We start from the raw sequence: 21,264 nt of genomic DNA, 5'->3' as shown, positions 1-21,264 counted from the left end.
TCGTCAGCCGGCGGGCGGGACGTCGCCGTCGCGGTCCACGTGCTCGCGCAGCCACCGCTCGGTGGTGGTGATGTGCAGGAGGGCGGCGGCCTGGGCGAGGGCGGCGTCGCGATCGACCAGCGCGTGGTAGATGGCCTCGTGCTCGGCGAGGGTGCGGCTCGCCGCGTTGTCGTCGACCAGTCCGCGCCACACCCTGGCGCGCACCGTGCGGCCGGAGATGCCGTCCAGCAGGGTCGCCAACGTCGCGTTGCCCGTGGCGGCGACGACGGCCCGGTGGAAGGCGGCGTCGTGCTCGTTGAGCAGCTCCACGTCGTCGCGGGCGGCGCGCATCGCGTGGAGGTGCTCCTCGACCACGGCGAGCTCCGCGGCGCTGATCCGGGTGGCCGCGAGTCCGGTGGCGACCGGCTCGAACAGCCGGCGCACCTCGGTGAGCTCCAACAGCGTGTCGCCGTGGAGCAGCTCCACCGCGGACGCGATGCTCCCGAGCAGCACCTCCGGCTCCAGGCTGGTCACGTAGGTGCCGTCGCCCCGCCGGATCTCCAGCACGCGTGCGACCACGAGCGCCTTGACCGCCTCCCGCATCAGGTTCCGGGACAGGCCCAACTCGGCGGCCAACTGCTGCTCGGGGGGAAGCTTCGACCCCGGCGACAGGTCACCCGACTGGATCAGGTCCCTGATGCGGTCGATCGCCTTGTCGGTCAGTGACATCGGTGGCTTCTCCCAGGACGTGGCGTGCGCGCTGGGCAGGCTAGCAATACATCCCATCTCTACGGAAGACATTGGATGTCTCGGAAACCAGGCCCACCTTCGGCGTTGGCCATTTACCAGGCTACTTACCGGTTTTCCGCCTGAGTCGAGCGCCGACTCTAGACACCGACAGGCCGGACGACCTATAAATCCATCCCATGTCCTGTCGGCTCCTGGGCCGCGGACATGCCGCAGACACACGACAAGGGGTGGTGGCCATGCCTTCGACCCGACGCCGAGGCGCCCGCGCCGGAAGCGCCAGGCACGATGACTGAACTGATCACCGCCGTCGACGCGGTCGACGTGCGGTTCCCGACCTCGCGCGAGCTCGACGGCTCCGACGCCATGAACCCCGAACCCGACTACTCGGCCGCCTACGTGACCATCCGGACCAGCGAGGGCGCCGAGGGCCACGGCCTCGCGTTCACCGTGGGGCGCGGCAACGACGTCGAGGTCGCCGCCGTGCGCGCCCTGGCCCCGTTGGTCGTCGGGCTGCCGGTGGACGAGGTCCTGGGCGATCCGGGCGCGTTCTCGCGGCGGCTGACCGGTGACAGCCAGCTGCGCTGGCTCGGCCCCGAGAAGGGCGCCATCCACATGGCCGCCGCGGCCGTCGTCAACGCCGTCTGGGACCTCTACGGGCGCCGCACGGGCAAGCCGGTGTGGCAGCTGCTCTCCGAACTGACCCCCGAGCAGCTCGTCGACCTCGTCGACTTCCGCTACCTCGAGGACGTCCTCACCCGCGACGAGGCGCTCGACATCCTCCGCCGCGCCGAGCCCGGCCGCGCCGACCGCGCCGCCCACCTCCTGCGGCACGGCTACCCCGCGTACACCACCACACCCGGCTGGCTCGGCTACGACGACGAGAAGCTCGTGCGCCTGTCGAAGGAGGCCGTCGCCGACGGGTTCACCCAGATCAAGCTGAAGGTCGGCGCGGACGCCGCCGCCGACCGGCGCCGCCTGCGGCTGGCCCGCGAGGCGGTCGGGCCCGACATCAGGATCGCCGTGGACGCCAACCAGGCCTGGGGCGTGCGGCAGGCCGTCGAGTGGATGACCGGGCTGCTGCCCTACGACCCTTACTGGATCGAGGAGCCCACCTCGCCCGACGACATCCTCGGCCACGCCGCGATCCGGCGGGCGCTGGCGCCGGTGAAGGTCGCCACCGGCGAGCACACCCACAACCAGGTGATGTTCAAGCAGCTGCTCCAGGCAGGCGCCCTCGACATCCTGCAACTCGACGCCAGCCGCACCGCGGGCGTCACCGAGAACGTCGCGATCCTGCTGCTGGCGGCCAAGTTCGGCGTGCCCGTGTGCCCGCACGCCGGCGGTGTCGGGCTGTGCGAGATGGTCCAGCACCTGGCGATGTTCGACTACGTCGCGGTCAGCGGCACGACCGAGGACCGCGTCATCGAGTACGTCGACCACCTGCACGAGCACTTCACCGACCCGGTGCGGATCCGCCGCGGCCACTACCTCGCCCCGACCGCGCCCGGCATCAGCGCCGAGCTGCACCCCGCCTCCATCGCCGCCCACCGCTTCCCCGAGGGGCCCGTCTGGAACCGGCAGGCCACCGCGTGAGCGCGCCCGAGTTCGCCGGCCTCGCCGCCGTGGTCACCGGCGGCGCCTCCGGCATCGGACTGGCCACGGCGCTCCTGCTGGCCTCCCGCGGCGCGCGCGTCGCGTGCCTGGACCTCGCACCGGACGGCGTGCCGGACCCGCTCGTCGGGATCCGGGCCGACGTGTCCGACGACGTCAGCGTGCGGGCCGCCGTGGAGCGGGCGGCCCAGCGGCTGGGCGGCATCGACATCCTGGTCAACAACGCCGGCATCGGCGCGCAGGGCGCCATCGAGGACAACCCGGACGACGAGTGGCGGCGGGTGTTCGAGGTCAACGTCCTCGGCATCGTCCGCACCACCCGCGCGGCCCTGCCGCACCTGCGCCGGTCCGACCACGCGGCGATCGTCAACACCTGTTCCATCGCGGCGACCGCCGGTCTGCCCGACCGCGTCCTGTACTCGTCGACCAAAGGCGCGGTGCTGGCCCTGACCCGTGCCAGCGCCGCCGACCTCGTGGCCGACGGGATCCGCGTCAACTGCGTCAACCCCGGCACCGCCGACACACCCTGGATCGCCCGCCTGCTCGACCGCGCCGAGGACCCCGAGGCGGAACGGGCCGCGCTGCACGCCCGCCAGCCCATGGGACGCCTGGTCACCGCGGACGAGGTGGCCGCCGCCATCGCCTACCTGGCGAGCCCGCTCGCCGGCTCCACCACCGGCGCCGACCTCGCCGTCGACGGCGGGATGAGCGGCCTGCGCGTCCGTCCGCGCACCTGACCGTCCCTCAAGGTTTCCCACAGCATCGCCGCTAGGAGAACCCGTGAAGAGCACCCACCGCACGATCGCCTCCCTCGGCGCGGTCGCCGCCCTCACCGCCGCCCTCGCCGCCTGCGGCGACTCGAACGCCGGGTCCGGCGGGCCCGTGGTCGGCGTCGACTACCCCCGGTCCGACACCGACTTCTGGAACTCCTACATCGAGTACAGCCCCGGGTTCGCGAAGGAGCTCGGGCTCGAGCTGAAGACCACCAACTCCCAGAACGACGTCGCCAAGCTCACCGCCAACGCCCAGACCTTCATCAGCCAGGGCGTCAAGGGCGTCGCGATGGCGCCGCAGGACACCGCGGCCATCGCGCCCACGCTGGAGCAGCTGGAGGCGAAGAAGATCCCGGTGGTCACCGTGGACACCCGCCCCGACACCGGCAACGTGTACATGGTGGTCCGGGCCGACAACCGCGCGTACGGCGAGAAGGCGTGCCGGTTCCTGGGCGCCAAGCTCGGCGGCCAGGGCAAGGTCGTGATGCTGCAAGGCGATCTCGCCTCGATCAACGGCCGCGACCGCACCGAGGCGTTCAACGACTGCATGAAGGCGAACTACCCCGGCATCACCGTCTTCGGCGAGGCCACGAACTGGGACGGCGCGGTCGCCGCGCAGAAGCTCCAGACCGACCTCACCGCCCACCCCGACATCAAGGGCGTCTACATGCAGTCCAGCTTCGCCCTCGCCGGCACGCTGCAGGTGCTCAAGCAGAAGGACCTGCTGGTGGGGCCGGAGGACCCCAAGCACGTGTTCGTGGTCTCCAACGACGGCATCCCCGAGGAGCTGGCCGGCATCGCCGAAGGCCGCATCGACGCCACCGTCTCCCAACCGGCCGACCTCTACGCCAAGTACGCCCTGCACTACCTCAAGGCCGCGATCGACGGCAAGACGTTCGCGCCCGGCAAGACCGACCACGACAGCACGATCGTCCAGGTCCGCGACGGCCTGCTGGAGGACCAGCTCTCCGCTCCCCTGGTGACCGCGGACGGCGGCACCTACGACGGCGTTCCCAGCCTCAAGAGCGACGACCAGTCGTTGTGGGGCAACAAGCTCGGTTGAGCGGAAGGCGAGACGCGAGATGACCGTGACCGCGCCCGTCGTCGAGGCGACGGGGATCACGAAGCGATTCGGCTCGACGGTGGCCCTGCACGAGGCCGCCATCAGGGTGGAGGCCGGGCAGACCCACGCCCTGGTCGGGCGCAACGGGGCGGGCAAGTCGACGCTGGTGTCCATCCTCACCGGACTCCAGGCCCCGGACGAGGGCGAGGTCGCGTTCGGCGGCGAGCCCGCCCCTCGGCTCGCCGACCGCGACGCGTGGCGGCAGCGGGTGGCGTGCGTCTACCAGAAGTCCACGATCATCCCCGAGCTGACCGTCGCCGAGAACCTCTTCCTCAACCGGCACGACCGCGGCCGCGTCGGGCTGATCAGCTGGAAGACGGTGCACGGCCGGGCGCGCGAGCTGCTGGACACCTGGTCGGTCGACGTCGACGCGCGCACCCCCGCCCGGGAGCTCGACGTCGAGCAGCGGCAGTTCGTGGAGATCGCGAGGGCGCTGTCGTTCGGCGCCCGCTTCATCATCCTCGACGAGCCCACCGCCCAACTCGACGCGGCGGCCATCAACCGGCTGTTCACCCGGATCGACGACCTCCAGCGGCAGGGCGTCACCTTCCTGTTCATCAGCCACCACCTCCAGGAGATCTACGAGATCTGCGACGTGGTGACGGTGTTCCGCGACGCCAGGCACATCCTCACCGCCGCGGTCGACGAACTGCCCCGCGCCGAACTGGTCGCCGCCATGACCGGCGAGGCCGCGGCGGAGGCGGGCGGCGGTCGGCGCGGGCCGGCGCCGGACGCCGCCGACGTGCTCGTGGTGGACGGCGCGTCACTGCCCGGCGCGTACGAGGACGTGTCGTTCCGCGTCCGCGCCGGCGAGATCGTCGGTCTCGCGGGCGCGGCGAGCAGCGGCCGCATCGAGATCGCCGAGACCGTCGTCGGCTTGCGCGCGGCGGCCCGCGGCACCGTGGAGATCGCGGGGTCCCGGCCGCGGCCGGGCAGCGTGGCCTCGGCGCTGAAGGCCGGTGCGGGGTTCGTCCCGCAGGACCGGCACCACCAAGGTCTCGTGCCGCAGATGTCCTTGGCGGACAACGGGACCCTGACCATCCCCGAACGGCTCGGGCGCAACGGGTTCATCGACGGCCGCCGCCGTGACCGCATCGCCTCGACCATGATCGAGAACCTGGCGATCAAGACGCCCGGACCGGAGCTGCCGGTCTCCGGCCTGTCCGGCGGCAACCAGCAGAAGGTCGTCATGGCACGCGCCCTGGCAGGCGACCCGGAGCTGCTGGTGCTGATCAACCCGACCGCCGGCGTCGACGTGCGGTCCAAGGAGTTCCTCCTCGGCAAGGTCGAGGAGATCGCCGGGTCCGGCGCCGGCGTGCTCATCGCCTCCGACGAACTCGACGACCTGCGCCTGTGCGACCGGGTCCTGGTGGTGTTCCAGGGCCGCGTGGTCGCCGAGACGCCCGGCGGTTGGCACGACCACCAGCTCGTGGCCGCGATGGAAGGAGTGGACCTCGATGCCTGAGACCAAGACCGCCGCGGTCACCGGGAACGACCCGGCGGCAGGCCCCGCGGGGAAGTCCGCCCGGCTCCAGGGCAGGCGGCGGCTCGCCTTCGCCCGCCTGCGCGACTTGGCCCTGATCCCCGCCATCATCGCGATCGCCGTCGTCGGCCAACTGGTCAGCCCGGTGTTCCTGCAAGCCGACAACCTCGTCAACATCCTGCAGACCATGTCGGAGATCGCCGTCCTGGTCCTGGCCCAGACCCTGGTGCTGGTCGTCAAGAAGATGGACCTCTCCCTGGAGTCCACCGTCGGCCTCGCGCCCGGAGTCGCCGCGTGGCTCACCGTGCCGGTCGGCGCCGGTCACGGGCTGGGCCTGGTGCCGGGTGGCTGGTCGGTGCCCATCACGCTGGCCGTCGGCGTCCTGGTCGGCGTGGTCAACGCGCTGTTCATCATCCGGTTCGGGCTCAACGGCTTCATCGTGACGCTCGGCATGCTGATCGTGCTGCGCGGCATCCTCACCGGCATCTCCGGCGGCCAGACCTTCTTCCGCCTCCCCGAGTCGATGCTGTACCTCGGCACCACGCAGTGGTTCGGCGTGCCCGTGTCGGTGTGGCTGTGCCTGGCCCTGTTCGCCGTCGGCATCGTGGTCCTCGGCTTCACCAGCTTCGGCCGGTCCCTCTACGCGATCGGCGGCAACGTCGACGCGGCCAAGGCCGCCGGCATCCGCACCGACCGCGTGCTCTGGATCGTCATCGTCACCGCGAGCCTGCTCGCCGCCCTCGGCGGCCTGCTGCTCTCCGGCCGACTGGCCTCGGTCGCCTCCGGCCAGGGCAACGGCTACATCTTCACCGTCTTCGCCGCCGCGGTCATCGGCGGCATCAGCCTCAACGGCGGCAAGGGCACCGTGTTCGGCGCCTTCACCGGCATCCTGCTGCTGTTCATGATCCAGAACGTGCTCACCCTCGGCGGCGTCCCCGCGCAGTGGATCGGCGCCCTCAACGGGGCCATCATCCTCATCGCCCTGGCGCTCTCCCGCGTGACCGGGGGCAAGGCGCAGGATTAGGCGCCCGCGCCTCGACCACCCGTGCGGCACGGGTGGGCACGAACGGTTGACGACGTCCGAGGGGTGCGGCCAGGACGGGTGAGAGGGCGACCTCGGTGGGGTGAAGGGCCGGGTGTGCGGTGGTGGGAGGGGCGGCGGCGGAGGTAGGCATGAAGCACGGGCGGGGTCATGGCCGCCCTGCGACGTGTCGCCTTCGTGAGGATGGACGATGTCTGCGCCGACGCTGAACCACCGGGCCACCGGGTACGACGCCCGCCAGGCGTACTGCATGGCCAAGGCCGCCGAGCTGGCCTACAAGGACCGCGAGCGGATCGAGGCCACGGCCGCGGAGTGGGGGTTCGACCGGGTGCGCCACCACCACTCGACGTTCTCCCCGCCGTTCGCGATCAGCGACACCCAGGCGTACACGATGGCCAGTCCGACGATGATCGTGACCGCGTTCCGCGGCACCGAGCCCGTGCAGCTGCGCGACTGGCTGTCGGACACGACCACGCCGCCGTGGCCCGGTCCGGCGCGCACCGGCCTGGTCCACTACGGGTTCGCCGAGGCGTTGCGGGCGGTGATGCCGTCCGTGCTGGCGGCCGTGGAGGAGTTGCGCGACGCCGAGCAGACGGTGTGGTTCACCGGGCACAGCCTCGGCGGCGGCCTGGCGATGCTGGCCGCGGCCTGGCTGCACTTCGAGGACCCGCGGCTCTCGGCCCAGGGCGTGTACACCTTCGGCCAGCCCCGCACGTGCGACCGGACCCTGGCCGACGCCTACGACAAGGCCCTGGCCGGACGCACGTTCCGGGTGGTCAACAACAACGACGTCGTCGCCCAGGTCCCGCCGGAGCCGGTGTTCCACCACGTCGCGGCCCTGCGCTACATCGACTCCTCCGGCCGGGTCCGCGAGTCCATGCCCACCGTGTCCAACCTGCTCGACCGGGGCAAGGGCCTCGCCGCCGACCCGTTCGCCCCGGCCGGTGACGGGATGCGGGACCACCTCATGAAGGCCTACGTGGCCGCCCTGGAGAAGAACCTGCCCTGACCGGCGATCCCTCGGCACCGGTGCCCTCTTCCGAGTGGTCCCCCTGCCGACCACTCGCTCCGCGGCTCAACCCGGCACGACGACGGCCCGGCTGCGCCCGGTGTGCGCCCACGCGTCGCCGACCCGGCTCAGCGGGTACGCGGTGTAGGGCACGTGCAGGGAACCGTCGGCGAACCGGGCCATGACCTCGGGCGCCCTGGCCGACATCTCCTCGACGGACACCGAGCCCGCACCGCTCCCGCTGATCCGGATCCGCCGACTGCGCAGCAGTTCCGCGGGCAAGGACGCCTCCAGGCCCGCGAGCGAGCCGAGCTGCACGTACGCCGTGCCCGCTCCGCCGTCCTCGCCGCCCCGACCCAGCACCGCGAACGCGGCCTCGGCGATCGGCCCCCACAGGTAGTCCAGCACGAGACCGGGCCGCGCCTCGGCGACCGCACCGGCCAGGGCCCGCTCCAGGGCGTCGGGCCCGTCCTGGGCCAGCGACACCGTCGTCGCTCCCAGGCCGCGCAACCGCTCCAGCGCCTCCGGGTCACGCCCGGCGGCGACGACGCGTTCCGCCCCGAGCGCCAGCGCGCCCTGCACGGCCAGGCTGCCCGACATCCCGGTCGCGCCCAGCACCAGCACGGTGCCCAGCGCGCCCACTTCCTCGCGCCGCGATGTGAGGACAACCCAGCCCGACAGGCCGGGGTTCATGCCCGCGGCGACGGCGAGCGGATCCGCCCCCGCCGGCACCTCCGCCTGGAACGGGGCGGTCAGCCGCTCCGCCATCGTCCCGAACGGCGGACGCGCGTAGCCGGTGTAGACCAGGCGCCCGTCACCGGTGCGGGCGACCGCGTCGATCCCCGGCACCAGCGGGTACGTCGTCCGGCCGCCGTAGTGCCGCCCGGAGGCCGGCCCGCGCACGACGTTGTGCAGACCCGCTCCGACCAGGTGCAACGGCTCCTGACCGGGCGGGACCGCCGGCTCGGCGACGTCTCCGCAGACGGGTGGCGCATCGGGTCCGGTGACGACTGCAGCACGCATCCGAACTCTCCTTAACTAAGTTAAACCGTGCCTCCAGCGTCCCTGAACGTCGTTAAGGTGTCAAGGAGCCGTGGTTCGAGCGGTGGGCCGCCGTCATCGAGGAGCAGGAACGGCGCCAGGCCGCCGGGACCGATCCGACGCGGTACTCGGTCACCGCGCGCGAGGCCTGGTTGGGGGAAGGCGTGGCACTGGTCAAGCTGAGGTGTCGGCCGCGGCCTGACCGGCGGGCTTGCGCGACGAATTGTCGGACCCCGTCCGTACAGTTCGTGGACGTCGTTTCCGGGTCTGTTCTTCGGGGGGAAGTCGTGGTGCGCAGGTGGGAACTCGTCGACGGTGGCTCGGCGAAGTTCTGGGAGGTCGACCAGGACGGCGTGCGGGTGACCGTCCGATTCGGACGGCTGGGCGCGGCGGGGCAGACCCAGACCAAGGAGCTGGCCTCGGAGGCGGCGGCGCTGGCCCACGTCGCGAAGCTGGTGGCCGAGAAGGAGAAGAAGGGCTACCTGAGCGTCGCCGCCACCGCTCCCCCGCCCCCTGCGGCCACACCCGCCCCGGTCGCCGCTCCCGCGGTCGAGGCTCCCCCGCCCGACGAGGACGCCTGGGTGATGCCCCGGGAGTGGCTGCGGAAGGCGATTCGCCGCAGGGACGCCGGTCCGCGGCCGGAGTTCGCGGTGGACGCCGCGCTGGCGCAGAAGGTGCACGACCGGATCACCGAGCGCGCCGCGACGACCGCGCAGGCGCTGGCGCACCCGAAGTCGAACCCGGACCTGGTGCGGGCACTGCGCGACCACCTCGACGGCACGCCTGATCCGTTGGGGGCCGCCGTGCTCGCCAAGGTGGCCGGCGCGGACGACTCCCCGGTGCACTGGTGGATCGAGGAGTTCGGTCTGCCGTTCGCCGCGGCGGCGGCCGTGCACCACTCGATGGCGCACGTCCACCACCAGAAGGACGGCAGCGGCGACTCCCTGTTCTGGTACCCCGAGCGCCACTACGGCGACGACACCACCAAGGGCCGGGCGCTGATCGAGGTCCGGACCGCGTTGGCGGCCGCGGACCAGGCGACGTACGACGCGGCGGTGGCGGAGCTGGAGAAGGTCGGCGGCTCCCCGTTCGGCCAGGCGGCGCGGGCGTTCCTCGCGCCGACGCGGCACGACTGGTTCGACGAGGCGAACGCCGCCGAGTACGCGCCGTTCTGGATGGTGGTGTGCGCGGCGAGCACGCTGGAGCAGCTGGCCGGCCTGCGGGTCGGGCCCTTCATCTGGTCTCCGGTCGGCCTCTACACGGCCCTGCACGTGCACGGGCCGGCGCTCGCCCCGCTGCTGGACGCGAACCTGCGCGCCAAGGTCGAGTTGGACGCGGACTGCCGCAAGCGGGCGCTGGACGCGCTGGCGGCGCTGCCGTCCGACGAGGCGTTCCTGTTGCTGCTCAACCGGCTGCGGGAGCGGTACGCGCGGCCGGCGCTGCTGTCCGCGATGGCAGCGTTCCCGAGGCGGGCGGCCCGGCTGCTGGCGCACCGTGCCGCCGGCGACGCGGACGTGCGCGACCTGCTGCGCCGGCACCTGCTGACCCATCCGGACCTGGACCTGCCGGACGGGGTGGCGCGGCCCGTGACGGTGCCGGACGCGCCCGCCGACGCGCTGCCGCGGGTGCTGGCCGAGCCGCCGTGGGAGCACCGTCGCCCGCGGCCCGAACCCGTGGTGCTGAAGGACGTCCCGGTGCCCGCCGCCCACCTCACGTGGCTGCCGGGCGAGCGCGAGGCGTGGCTCGGGCTGAAGAGCCGGTGGACCGACGACCGCGACGACTGGAACGACGTCGCGGCCGCCGCCCGCGCCGGGAACTACTTCGGCCACGGCCTCTTCGAGGTCGGCCCGGAGGAGCTCGCGCGCCCGCTGCTGGCCGACTGGACGCCCAACGGCACCTGGGAGAGCGAGCTCTGGGGCAGGCGCATCACGGCCCGGTTCGGGCTGGACGCCCTGCCGGCGATGACGCGGCTGGCGGTGGGCAACCCGCAGCAGGCCGGTGACCTGCTGCTCCCGTACGCCACCACCGAGGTCGCCGAGCTGATGGCGGACTGGTTGGCGCGCCTCAAGACCGCCCGCGCGCTCGCCGCCTCCTGGTTGTCCCGGCACCGCGAGGCCGCCGCCCGCCTCCTGCTGCCCGCGGCGCTGGGCGTGGCGGGCCGTGCGCGCCGCAACGCCGAGGCCGCGCTCCGCCACCTCTACCTGGAGACCGGTGTCGACGTCATCGCCGTCGCCGCCTCCGTGTCCGCCGAGGTGGGCGCGGCGGTCGACGCGCTGATCGAGGTCGACCCGCTCGACGTGCTGCCCGCCAAGCTCCCGGTGATCGGCGACTGGGCCGACCCCCGGCTGCTCCCCCAGGTGCTGCTGGCCGACGGCGCCGGCGCGTTGTCCGCCGACGCCGCGGCGAACCTCCTGATGACCGCGGCGCTGTCCAAGCCGGACGCCGTGTACCCCGGTCTGCCGCTCGCCGTCGAAGCGTGCGACCGGGCGTCGTTGGCGGAGTTCGCCTGGTCCCTCTTCGGCCGCTGGCAGGACGCCGGGGCGCCGGCGAAGGGCGCCTGGGCCTTCACCGCCCTCGGCTGGTTCGGCGACGACGAGACCGTGCGCCGGCTGGCGCCGCTGATCCGCGCCTGGCCCGGCGAGAGCCAGCACGCCCGCGCCGTGACGGGCCTCGACGTGCTGGCCCGGATCGGCAGCGAGGTGGCCCTCACCCACCTCAACAGCATCGCGGAGCGGGTCAAGTTCAAGGGCCTCAAGACCCGGGCACAGGAGAAGGTCTCCGACATCGCCGCCGCGCTCGGCCTGAGCCGCGACCAGCTGTCCGACCGCCTCGTGCCCCGCCTCGGCCTCGACGACGAGGCGACGTCGGTGATCGACTACGGCCCGCGCCGGTTCACCGTCGGCTTCGACGAGCAGCTCAAGCCCTACGTCCTCGACGAGGACGGCAAGCGCCGCAAGGACCTGCCCAAGCCCGGCGCGAAGGACGACCAGGCGCTCGCACCGCTGGAGCACAAGCGGTTCGCGGCGTTGAAGAAGGACGTCCGCGCGATCGCGTCGGACCAGATCCACCGCCTGGAGCGGGCGATGGTCGACCAGCGCACCTGGACCGCCGAGGAGTTCCGGACGGTCCTCGCCGCGCACCCGCTGCTGTGGCACCTGGTCCGCCGCCTGGTGTGGATCACCGACGCGGGCGCGTCGTTCCGCCTGGCCGAGGACCGCACGCTCGCCGACCCGTCCGACGACGGGTTCACGCTGCCCGACGACGCCCTGGTCCGCGTCGCGCACGCGGTCGACCTCCGGGACACGGCGGCGGCGTGGGGCGAGGTCTTCGCCGACTACGAGATCCTCCAACCGTTCCCGCAGCTGGGCCGCCCGATCCACCTGCCGGAGTCGACCGGCGGGCTCCTCCCCCAGCTCAAGGAGTACTGCGCCACCCCGTACCCGATCGGCAGGATCCTCGGCCTGACCAAGAAGGGCTGGGTCCGCGGCACGCCGCAGGACGCGGGCGTCGAGTGCTGGATCACCCGGCCGTTCCCGGACGGCGGGGCCCTCGTCGCCTCGCTCGACCCCGGTATCGCGGTCGGCGCGGTGGACGTCTTCCCGGAGGTCGGTTTCAGCGACGTGTGGTTCTCGCCGAGCGGCCACGGCGGCTGGTCCGCCCCGAGGAACGCTCCCGCCACCTACGAGATCGACCCGATCACCCTGTCCGAACTCCTCTCCGAACTGGAGTCGCTGCGGTCATGACCAGCACCAGGACGACGCAGCGCCCTCCGGCCGAGATCCGCTTCGCCGACGAGCTCGCGCGCCTGCGCGACGCCGACACCGCGCCCAAGCCGCCGGGCTGGGTGCTGAGCCTCGCCGCCGCGCGCCGGTTCGTGGTGGGCGACGACGAGCAGGGCATCACCAAGAAGTTCGTGGGCGACCCGTCCCTGGTGGACAGGGCGCTGGTCACGCTGGCCACCGGTCGCGGCCTGATGCTCGTCGGCGAACCGGGCACGGCGAAGTCGCTGCTGTCCGAGCTGATCGCGGCGGCGGTCTGCGGCGAGTCGACGTTGACGATCCAGGGCGGCGCGGCCACCACCGAGGACCAGATCAAGTACTCCTGGAACTACGCGCTGCTGGTGGCCGAAGGGCCGTCGCCGCGCTCGCTCGTGCCGGCGCCGATGCTGCGGGGCATGGCCGAGGGCAAGGTCGTGCGGTTCGAGGAGATCACCCGCTGCCCGCTGGAGGTGCAGGACTGCCTGCTGTCGCCGCTGTCCGACCGCGTGCTGGCGATCGGGGAGCTGGACGGCCCGGACGGCATGGTGTTCGCGCAGGACGGGTTCAGCGTGATCGCCACCGCGAACACCCGCGACCGGGGCGTCAACGAGATGAGCGCGGCGCTGAAGCGGCGGTTCAACTTCGAGACGGTGTTCCCGATCCCCGACTTCGACACGGAGCTCGCGCTGGTCGAGCGGGAGGCGGCGAGGCTGTTGGAGAGGTCGGGGGTGGAGCTCGCGCCGAAGCGGGACGTGCTGGAGGTCCTCGTGCGCACGTTCCGAGACCTGCGCGACGGCGGCGACCGGCTCACGACCGTGATGAGCACGGCCGAGGCGGTCTCGGTGGCGCACGCGGTGGGGGTGCGGGGCTGGTTCCTGCGGGGTGAGGCGGGTTCGGCCGCGGACGTCGTCGAGTGCCTGGCGGGCACGGCGGCGAAGGACAACGCGGAGGACCTGGCCCGGCTGCGGCGGTACCTGGAGCAGCACGCTCCGCGGCACCAGGGCGAGCAGTGGCAGGAGCTGCACCGGGCCCGTCACCTGCTGCCCGGCTGATGGGGGCCGTGTTCGTCGGCGTCCGGCACCACAGCCCCGCCTGTGCCCGCCTGGTCGCCGCCACCATCCGGGCGCGGCGGCCCGCCTACGTGCTGGTCGAGGGCCCCGCCGACGTCAACGACCGCATCGATGAGCTGCTGCTGGGCCACGAGCTGCCCGTCGCGCTGTTCAGCTACTCCGACGAGCACGCGTCGTGGACGCCGTTCTGCGACTACTCGCCGGAGTGGGTGGCGATCACCGAAGCGCGCCGCTGCGGTGCGCGGGTCAGGTTCATCGACCTGCCCGCGTGGCACGAGGCGTTCCGCGACGTCGGCAACCGGTACGCCGACGCGGAGCCGCGGTACGCCGAGGCCGTCGAGCGGTTGTGCGCCGAGTTCGCGGTCGACAACGTGGACGTGCTGTGGGACCACCTGTTCGAGTGCGGGGCCGAGCCGACGGGCCTGGCCGAGTACTTCGACCTGCTCCGCGGCGCGGCCGACGTGGACGGGGGTGACTCGGCGCGCGAGGAGTACATGGCGCGCTGGGTCCGGGCGGCGGTGGCGGACGCGGGGGACGAGCCCGTCGTCGTGGTCACCGGCGGCTTCCACACGGCCGCCCTCAAGGCCAAGCTCGACGGCGCCGCCGAGTGGCCGGAGGTGCCGGAGCGGGACCGGGGCGCGACCTACCTCGTCCCGTACTCCCACGCCCGCCTGGACGCGTTCACCGGCTACCAGTCGGGCATGCCGTCGCCCGGCTACTACCAACAGGTGTGGGAGAACGGGGCACGGCGTGCGGCGGACTGGCTCGTCGAGTCGGTGGCGACGCGGTTGCGCCGCAGGCAGCAGCCGGTGTCGACGGCGGACCTCATCGCGGCGCGCACCCAGGCCGCGGCGCTGGCCCGGTTGCGCGGGCACGAGACCCCGGCGCGCACCGACGTGCTGGACGGGCTGACCAGCGCGTTGATCTCCGAAGACCTGACGCAGCCGCCTCCGTGGACGCGGCGCGGCGCGCTGCGGCCCGGCGCCCACCCGGCGCTGGTCGAGATGGTCGGGGCGCTGCGGGGCGACAAGGTCGGGCGGCTGCACCCGGACACGCCCGCACCGCCCCTGGTCGACGCGGTGCGGGAGCTGCTGCGGACCCACGGTCTCGACCACGAAGGTGAGGTGGTGCTCGACCTCACCGACGCGGAGGCGCTCGCGCGGAGCCGGATCCTGCACCGCCTGCGCGTGCTGCGCATTCCCGGCTTCGAGCGCACGAGCGGCCCGTCGGCGGGCGCCGAGCCGCAGCTGGACGAGCGGTGGGCGCTCAGACCGGTCGACGACCGACTGGCGGCGTTGATCGAGGCCGCCGAGAACGGGGCCACGCTGGAGGAAGCGGCCGGGGTGGCGCTGCAACGCCGGTCGCGGCACGCGCGGCTGGAGCACCTGGCCGAGATCCTCTTCGACGCGGTGCTGTGCGGGATCTCGACGTTCTCGGATCGCGTCAAGGAGGCGCTCGACGAGGGCGTCCGGGAGACGGGCGACCTCGCGGCGCTGGGTCACGTGCTGAGCGCGGTGCTCGGGCTGTGGCGGCACGACCGGATGTTCGGCGCGAAGAACGACCCGCTGCTGGGCGCGGTGATCGACACGGGCACGACGAGGGTGCTGTGGCTGATCGAGGGCCTGCACGGCGGACCGGCGCCGGCCGATCCGCACCGGCTCAGGGCGATGACGGCGACCAGGGACGCGGTGCGGCACGCCAAGGCGGCGTTGTCCCTGGACGCGGTGGACGTCACGGGCGTGGCGACCCGGGTCGGCGACGACCCGCAGGCGCCGCCCGACCTGCGCGGCGCGGCGCTCGGTCTCGCCTGGGCGCTCGGCGCGAAGCCGGACGTGCGGAAGGTGCGCGGCATCGAGGCGCTCGGCGACTGGCTGGCCGGGTTGTTCGCGGTCGCCCGGGAAGAGGTGCTGGCGAGCCCGGACCTGGTCGGCGTCCTCGACGAGCTGGTCAGCGCGATGACGGACGAGGAGTTCCTGGTGGCGCTGCCTGCGTTGCGGCTCGCCTTCGGCTACTTCCCGCCCCGGGAGCGGGAGCGGGTCGCGGCCGCCGTGCTCGCCCATCGCGGGGTCGAGGGCAGCGCCAGGGGCGTCACGCGCCTGCGAGCCGATCCGGTGGTGATCGCCGAGGCGAGGGCGGTGGAGGAACGCGTGGACGCGTTGCTGGCGAAGGGCGGCCTGGCATGACGGACCTGGAACGCTGGCGGCTGATCCTCGGCGAGCCCGCGTCGCGCCACACCGGCGGGCTGAGCGGCGAGGGCGTGCGCAGGGACAAGGCGCTGGAGTGGCTCTACGGGCGTGATCCCGACCTCGCCGAGCGCGGCGTGCGCCAGGGCGGCGACGGTGACTCGGTGCTGCGCACCGTCGACTGGCTGGACGAGGTGCACAGCCTGTTCCCGAGGGAGACGGTCGAACGCCTGGAGCGCGACGCGGTCGAGCGGTACGAGATCACCGACGTGGTGACGGATCCCGAGGTGCTGCGCCGGATCGAGCCGAACCCGGCGCTGCTGCGCGCGGTGCTGCGGACCAAGCACCTGATGAACCCCGCCGTGCTCGCGATGGCGCGCAGGATCGTCGAGGCGGTGGTGGGGCAGTTGACGGCGAAGCTGAGGACCGAGGTGCGCACGGCGTTCAGCGGCGCGAGGTCGCGCCGGCCGAGCATCCACCGCAACTCCCGCAACTTCGACTTCCGCGCCACGATCAGGGCGAACCTGCGGCACTACCGGCCCGAGGAGCGCAAGCTCGCGATCGAGCACCCGAAGTTCGTCTCGCGCACCCGGCGGCACCTGGAGCAGTGGCAGCTGATCCTGCTCGTCGACCAGTCGGCGTCGATGACCGGTTCGGTGATCCACTCGGCGGTCACCGCGTCGTGCCTGTGGGGGCTGCCGGGGATCAGGACGCACCTGGTGGCCTTCGACACCACCGTGGTCGACCTGACCTCGGACGTGACGGACCCGGTCGAGCTGCTGATGAAGGTGCAGCTGGGCGGCGGCACGCACATCGGCAAGGCCGTGGCGTACGGGGCGGAGCTGGTGGAGAGCCCGCGCCGGTCGATCGTGGTGGTCGTCAGCGACTTCTACGAGGGCGGCAGCGAGTCGCACCTCGTCCGCGCGGTGAAGGACCTGTGCGAGCAGGGCACCCACGTGCTGTGCCTGGCCGCGTTGGACGACGAGGCGAACCCGTCCTACGACCGCGAGCTGGCCCAGCGCCTCGCGAACGTCGGCGCCCACGTCGGCGCGATGACCCCGGGCCGGCTGGCGGAGTTCGTCGCGGAGAAGATCGGATGACCAGACCCGACCTGATGGCGCTGACCCCGGACGCGCTCGCGGCGCTGGCCAACCGGGGTCTGGTGAAGCGCGCCACCAAGGACCTGGACGCGGGAGTCGTCCCGGTGCTCGACACCGACGCGGCGGGCGCCGTGCGGGGCGAGTTCCCGGACGGCACCACGACCACGCTGCCGCCCGGCGCCCCGCTCGACGCGACCCGGTGCAGCTGCGGCGCGACGGGCGTGTGCCGGCACCGCATCGCGGTCGTCCTGGCGTACCGGCGCACCCGGGAGAGCACCGTGCCCGCCGAGCTGTGGTCGCCGGGCGCGGTGACCGACGCCGACCTGGCGGCGTTGACGGGCGAACGCGCGCTGCGCCGCGCCCGCCGGGTCCTCCGCGCCGGCTACCGCGCGAAGCTGCGACGCCCCACCGCGGCAGACCGGACGGCGCAAGCGGAACTGCCCACCTGCACGGTGACGTTCCTCGTGCCCGGCGACCTGTCCTACGTCCACACGGACGCGGTCGACCGCGACGTGGCGCTGGCGCTGGTGGTGTGGGCGTTCCGCGAGGCCGACGCGCAGGGCGCCGACACCGTCGACGTGGGCGGATCACCCGCCACCGCGGCGGATCTCACCTCGGTGGCGGACCTGCTCGACCAACTGCTGCTCGACGGCGCGGCGAACGCGAGCGAGGTGCTCGACGTGGCCTGGCAACGCCTGCACCGCGACCTGACGGCGCAGCGCCTGCACTGGCCGGCCGCGGTGATCGCCGAGCTGCTCGCCCAGCTCGACGCCTATCGCCGGCGCAGCGCCGACTACCAGGCGGAGCGGTTCGCCGCACTGCTCACCGAGCTGCACGCCCGGACGACCGCGAACGGTCCGCGCGCCGAGGTCCTCGGTCCCGACGAGCCCGCCGAGACGCCGTTGCGCCGGGTCCGGCTGACCGCGCTGGGCGCGCGGCTGCGCGCCGAGTCCACGGTGGACGTCTACTTCGCCTCGGGCGACGTGGTCCTGGTGCAGCGCGCCACTCCCCTGCGCACCGGGCAGCGCCTCGCCACGTCGAACGTGGTCTCCGAGTCGGCGACCCGCAGCGCGAGCCGTGCGGTGGCGGTGAAGGCCAACAGGGTCGCCAAGACCTCGCTCACGCCGGTCGGCACCGCGTGGCACGACCTGCCGCCGGCCTTGGTGGTCGACGACTACGCCGCGACCGCCGCACGCCTGGCCGAGCTGCCACCGCGGCAGGTCCGCGCGCGGGTCGAGGCGGAACTGGTCCGCGCGGTCCGCGTCGCCGAGGTGTCCGGCCTGGCCTACGACCCGGCCGCGCAACGCCTCACCGCCTCGCTGCACGACTCCACCGGCGCCTCGTGCGTCCTGGACGCGACGTACCGCGCCGTCGCGCCGCGGTCGCTCGACGCGCTCGCGGCGGCGTTGCGCGCCGACCCGACGACGGTCACCGGCTCCGTCCGCCGCCACCGCGGCGCGCTGGTCGTCGATCCGCTGGCCGTGCGCACCCGAGCCGGCGTGGTCGTCCCGGACCTGGCGACGGACACGCCACCGCAGCCGCTGCCGCCGGGCGTCACGGCGGCGGATCCGTTGAGCGCGAGCGTGGACGGCGCACTGGCCGTGTTGGCCGAGGCCTCGCACCGAGGCCTGGACCACCTGACCGGCGGCCTGCTCGCCCGCGTGCGGGAGGTCGGCGTCCACCTGCACGGCACCGGCCTGCGCACGGCGGCGGCGCTGGTCACGGCGTTCGCCGAGGCCCCGTCCCCGGCCACGTGGCTCGGCGCCCACCTCCGGCTGCTCGTCACCGCCGATGCCCGTTGACGCGTGGCGAGCGCGACTCGGGTGGCGCTCGCCCGGTGCGCGCAGGCTAGGTTGCCGGGATGAGCCTCCTCGATGACGTGGCCGAGCGCGACGGCTGGCGGTGCTGGGTGTGCGACGAACCGGTCGACCCCGGGATGTCGGTGAACGACTCGCGGGGGCCGAGCGTGGACAGCCGGACCGCCGACCGGAAGGCCAAGGTCGCCGAACGGCTCGCGCACCGCGGCTGCAACACCCGCAAGGGCGCGGTCACCGCGGTGATCCCCTGGCCGGACCACCTGCACGTCGCCGACCCCGCGCCGCTGATCACCGTCGCCGGGAGGCTGGAGCGCAAGGGCGGACGCGAGGTGGTGGCCCGCTGCCCGACCGAGCGCGACGCCCGGGACGCCGCGGAATGGCTGGTGGACCGCTTCTCCCGACTGACCCCGGGCCTGCCGGTGACCGCCGCCGTCGACGCGGGCGGCGGTCAGTTCCTCGTCATCCTGGCCACCGCCCGCCGCTGAGCGGGCACCGCGCACCACCGATCCGAGCACCGCCCACCGAAGCCCCACCCGCCCGACCGGGCGCGCCCTCGCGTCGAGCCGGACCACCGCCCCATCGGAACCGGGTCGTTCCCCCATGGTTCAACCAGTGTGCGCGGGCTGTTCCCGCGCACGTCGGCGCCCTGGAACGCGGCCCGACGAGGCTTCTCGCCACCCCACCGGCAGAGAGGCACCTTCATGGCGGAGAACCGAGTCGGACGGCGCGCACTGCTCCAGGCCGCGGTCGTGGCGCCCGCTGCCGCGATGGCACCCGCGGTGCTCGCGCCGGTCGCGCACGGCGACGAGCGCGGGACGGCCCGACCGGACACCGCCGACCCCCGCTTCACCATCGCGGTGCTGCCGGACACCCAGTACCTGCTCGACGAGGGCGGCTCCGACCCCGAGCCGGTGCGCGTGGCGTTGCGCGAGGTGGCGCGCCGGCGTGACGCGAACGTCGTCTTCCTGACCCACCTGGGAGACGTGACCGAGCACGGCACGGAGACCGAGGTGCGGCTGGCCGACTCGGTGTTCACCGACGGCGTCCCCTACAGCGTGCTGGCGGGCAACCACGACGTGCCGGGCAACACCGACGACCGGCGCGGGCCGACGCCGTTCTCCAGGGTGTTCGGGCCGGAGCGGTTCCGCCGCATGCCGACCTTCGGCGGGTTCGCGCCGGACGGCTACAACAGCTACCACGTCCTGCGCGCCGGCGGGCGGCAGTGGCTGGTGCTCGCGCTGGACTGGCGGGTGTCGGACCAGGGGATCGAGTGGGCGCAGACCGTGCTGGACCGGCACCGGTCGCTGCCCACCATCCTCACCACGCACGACCTCGTCGCCGGCAGCCCGGACGCGCGGCTCTCCGCGCACGGCAGCCACTTGTGGGACAACCTGATCCGCCGCAACGACCAGGTCTTCCTCACCCTCAACGGGCACTACTGGCCGTCCGGCCGCACCACCCTGGTCAACGACCACGGCCACGACGTGCACCTGCACCTGACCAACTACCAGGACCGCTACTACGGCGGCGCGGGCATGGTCCGGTTCTACACGTTCGACCTCACCCGCGGCGTCATCGACGTGGAGACGTTCTCGCCGTGGCTGCTCGCCCGCGACGGCGACAGCCTGCCGGAGGCCGAGACCGCGCGGCTGACCGGCGACGCCGACCGGTTCACCGTGGAGATCGACTTCCGGGAGCGGTTCGCGGGCTTCGCGCCGCCCGTCGTGCCGCCGGCGCGTCCGGCGAGCGCCGTCGTCACGCGGGACACGGTGGCGTACTGGCGGTTCGACGCGGCCGGGTTCCCGGCGGGGGACGGTCCCGTGCCGGCGGGCGCGGTGGCCCGGGACCTCACCGGCCGGGGCAACGACCTCACCGTCACGCGGCTGCGCGGGAGCGGCCCGGACGTGCTGACCTGGTCGGCCGAGCACCACGACGGCCAGCCCGCGCACGCGAGCCTGCGCTTCGACGGCGGCAAGGACCCCGACCGCGGCGCGGTGCTGCGCACGTCCGACACCGCACCGCTCAACGCCATGCGGTTCGAGGCGGGCTACACCATCGAGACGTTCTTCAAGCTCCCCGACCCGCTCGTCGGCGACCACGCGTGGATGGGCCTGCTCAGCTGGGAAGGCCGCGCCGGGGACGCCGGCAAGACCAGCGGCTGGTCCGACGACGAGCCGACGTGCAGCCTCAACCTGTCCGGCGAGCGGTTCCTGCAGTTCGTGGTCTACCCGGTGCCCGTCGACGCCGACCCCACGTCCTGGAGCCACGCCGTGCCGGTCGGCCGGTGGACGCACGTCGCCGTGGTCAACGACGGCCGCCGCACCACGATGTACGTCGACGGCGCGAAGATCGCCCGCAACGCCGCCGAGGAGTCACGCGGCATCTCGACGCTCGGCAGGCCGTTCGCGCTCGGGGGCACCCAGTTCGCGCTGCGCTACGGCCAGGGCTTCCACGGCTGGATCGGCGACACGCGGATCACCGCGAAAGGCCTGCGGCCCGACCGGTTCCTGACCGCCGAACGGTGA

The 21,264-nt window shown here is 73.4% G+C and carries 15 protein-coding genes; 13 read left to right on the top strand and 2 right to left on the bottom strand.

Annotation, left to right across the window (positions count from 1 at the left end; genetic code table 11):
* Positions 1 to 3: 3 nt before the first annotated feature.
* A complete protein-coding gene (locus AB0I91_RS27415) occupies positions 4 to 708 on the bottom strand; it encodes a FadR/GntR family transcriptional regulator (RefSeq protein ID WP_498775306.1) in 705 nt (234 codons plus the stop codon).
* Between the two features lie 306 nt (positions 709 to 1,014).
* On the opposite strand from AB0I91_RS27415, the gene AB0I91_RS27410 reads away from it, so the two are divergent.
* From AB0I91_RS27410 to AB0I91_RS27385, 6 genes are all read left to right on the top strand, one after another.
* Positions 1,015 to 2,322 carry an enolase C-terminal domain-like protein gene (locus tag AB0I91_RS27410; protein WP_498775308.1) on the top strand — a complete coding sequence of 436 codons (1,308 nt, stop codon included), beginning with the start codon at positions 1,015 to 1,017 and terminating at the stop codon, positions 2,320 to 2,322.
* Positions 2,319 to 3,077 carry an SDR family NAD(P)-dependent oxidoreductase gene (locus AB0I91_RS27405; RefSeq protein WP_498775310.1) on the top strand — a complete coding sequence of 253 codons (759 nt, stop codon included), beginning with the start codon at positions 2,319 to 2,321 and terminating at the stop codon, positions 3,075 to 3,077. The genes AB0I91_RS27410 and AB0I91_RS27405 overlap by 4 nt, the downstream gene beginning before the upstream one ends.
* Positions 3,078 to 3,120: 43 nt before the next feature.
* The gene (locus AB0I91_RS27400) at positions 3,121 to 4,176 is read left to right on the top strand and encodes a sugar ABC transporter substrate-binding protein (protein ID WP_499639478.1); all 1,056 of its coding nucleotides are present in this window, start codon (positions 3,121 to 3,123) and stop codon (positions 4,174 to 4,176) included.
* A gap of 19 nt (positions 4,177 to 4,195) precedes the next feature.
* Positions 4,196 to 5,701: a sugar ABC transporter ATP-binding protein gene (locus AB0I91_RS27395; protein WP_499639476.1), complete on the top strand. Its 1,506-nt coding sequence runs from the start codon at positions 4,196 to 4,198 to the stop codon at positions 5,699 to 5,701.
* Positions 5,694 to 6,743, top strand: coding sequence for an ABC transporter permease (locus tag AB0I91_RS27390; RefSeq protein WP_498775318.1), 1,050 nt, complete (start codon positions 5,694 to 5,696; stop codon positions 6,741 to 6,743). Before AB0I91_RS27395 ends, AB0I91_RS27390 begins: the two co-directional genes overlap by 8 nt.
* A 208-nt stretch (positions 6,744 to 6,951) precedes the next feature.
* Positions 6,952 to 7,770: a lipase family protein gene (locus tag AB0I91_RS27385; RefSeq protein WP_499639474.1), complete on the top strand. Its 819-nt coding sequence runs from the start codon at positions 6,952 to 6,954 to the stop codon at positions 7,768 to 7,770.
* Positions 7,771 to 7,836: 66 nt separating this feature from the next.
* Here AB0I91_RS27385 and AB0I91_RS27380 read toward each other — a convergent pair whose 3' ends face one another.
* A complete protein-coding gene (locus AB0I91_RS27380) occupies positions 7,837 to 8,793 on the bottom strand; it encodes a zinc-binding dehydrogenase (RefSeq protein ID WP_499639472.1) in 957 nt (318 codons plus the stop codon).
* Between the two features lie 308 nt (positions 8,794 to 9,101).
* Between AB0I91_RS27380 and AB0I91_RS27375 the strand changes: the two genes are divergently transcribed.
* The 7 genes from AB0I91_RS27375 to AB0I91_RS27345 all read left to right on the top strand — a co-directional run bounded on the left by AB0I91_RS27375 (position 9,102) and on the right by AB0I91_RS27345 (position 21,264).
* A complete protein-coding gene (locus tag AB0I91_RS27375; RefSeq protein ID WP_499639470.1) occupies positions 9,102 to 12,554 on the top strand; it encodes a DUF4132 domain-containing protein in 3,453 nt (1,150 codons plus the stop codon).
* Complete coding sequence (locus tag AB0I91_RS27370) at positions 12,551 to 13,621, top strand: ATP-binding protein (protein ID WP_498775326.1); 1,071 nt, start codon at positions 12,551 to 12,553, stop codon at positions 13,619 to 13,621. The genes AB0I91_RS27375 and AB0I91_RS27370 overlap by 4 nt, the downstream gene beginning before the upstream one ends.
* Positions 13,621 to 15,822, top strand: a complete 2,202-nt coding sequence (locus tag AB0I91_RS27365) for a DUF5682 family protein (protein WP_499639468.1) — start codon at positions 13,621 to 13,623, stop codon at positions 15,820 to 15,822. The genes AB0I91_RS27370 and AB0I91_RS27365 overlap by 1 nt, the downstream gene beginning before the upstream one ends.
* The gene (locus AB0I91_RS27360; protein ID WP_499612516.1) at positions 15,819 to 16,922 is read left to right on the top strand and encodes a VWA domain-containing protein; all 1,104 of its coding nucleotides are present in this window, start codon (positions 15,819 to 15,821) and stop codon (positions 16,920 to 16,922) included. Before AB0I91_RS27365 ends, AB0I91_RS27360 begins: the two co-directional genes overlap by 4 nt.
* Positions 16,919 to 18,724 (top strand): YehQ family protein, encoded by a 1,806-nt coding sequence (locus AB0I91_RS27355; protein ID WP_499639466.1) that lies wholly within the window; start codon positions 16,919 to 16,921, stop codon positions 18,722 to 18,724. Before AB0I91_RS27360 ends, AB0I91_RS27355 begins: the two co-directional genes overlap by 4 nt.
* 59 nt (positions 18,725 to 18,783) lie before the next feature.
* Positions 18,784 to 19,224: a hypothetical protein gene (locus AB0I91_RS27350; protein ID WP_498775334.1), complete on the top strand. Its 441-nt coding sequence runs from the start codon at positions 18,784 to 18,786 to the stop codon at positions 19,222 to 19,224.
* A gap of 216 nt (positions 19,225 to 19,440) precedes the next feature.
* Complete coding sequence (locus tag AB0I91_RS27345) at positions 19,441 to 21,264, top strand: LamG-like jellyroll fold domain-containing protein (RefSeq protein WP_499639464.1); 1,824 nt, start codon at positions 19,441 to 19,443, stop codon at positions 21,262 to 21,264.

This window comes from Actinosynnema sp. NPDC049800, assembly GCF_040656635.1.
GTDB lineage: Bacteria > Actinomycetota > Actinomycetes > Mycobacteriales > Pseudonocardiaceae > Actinosynnema.
Note: the sequence above shows the minus strand (reverse complement) of the source record. Positions and strands in the feature narration are given on the sequence as shown.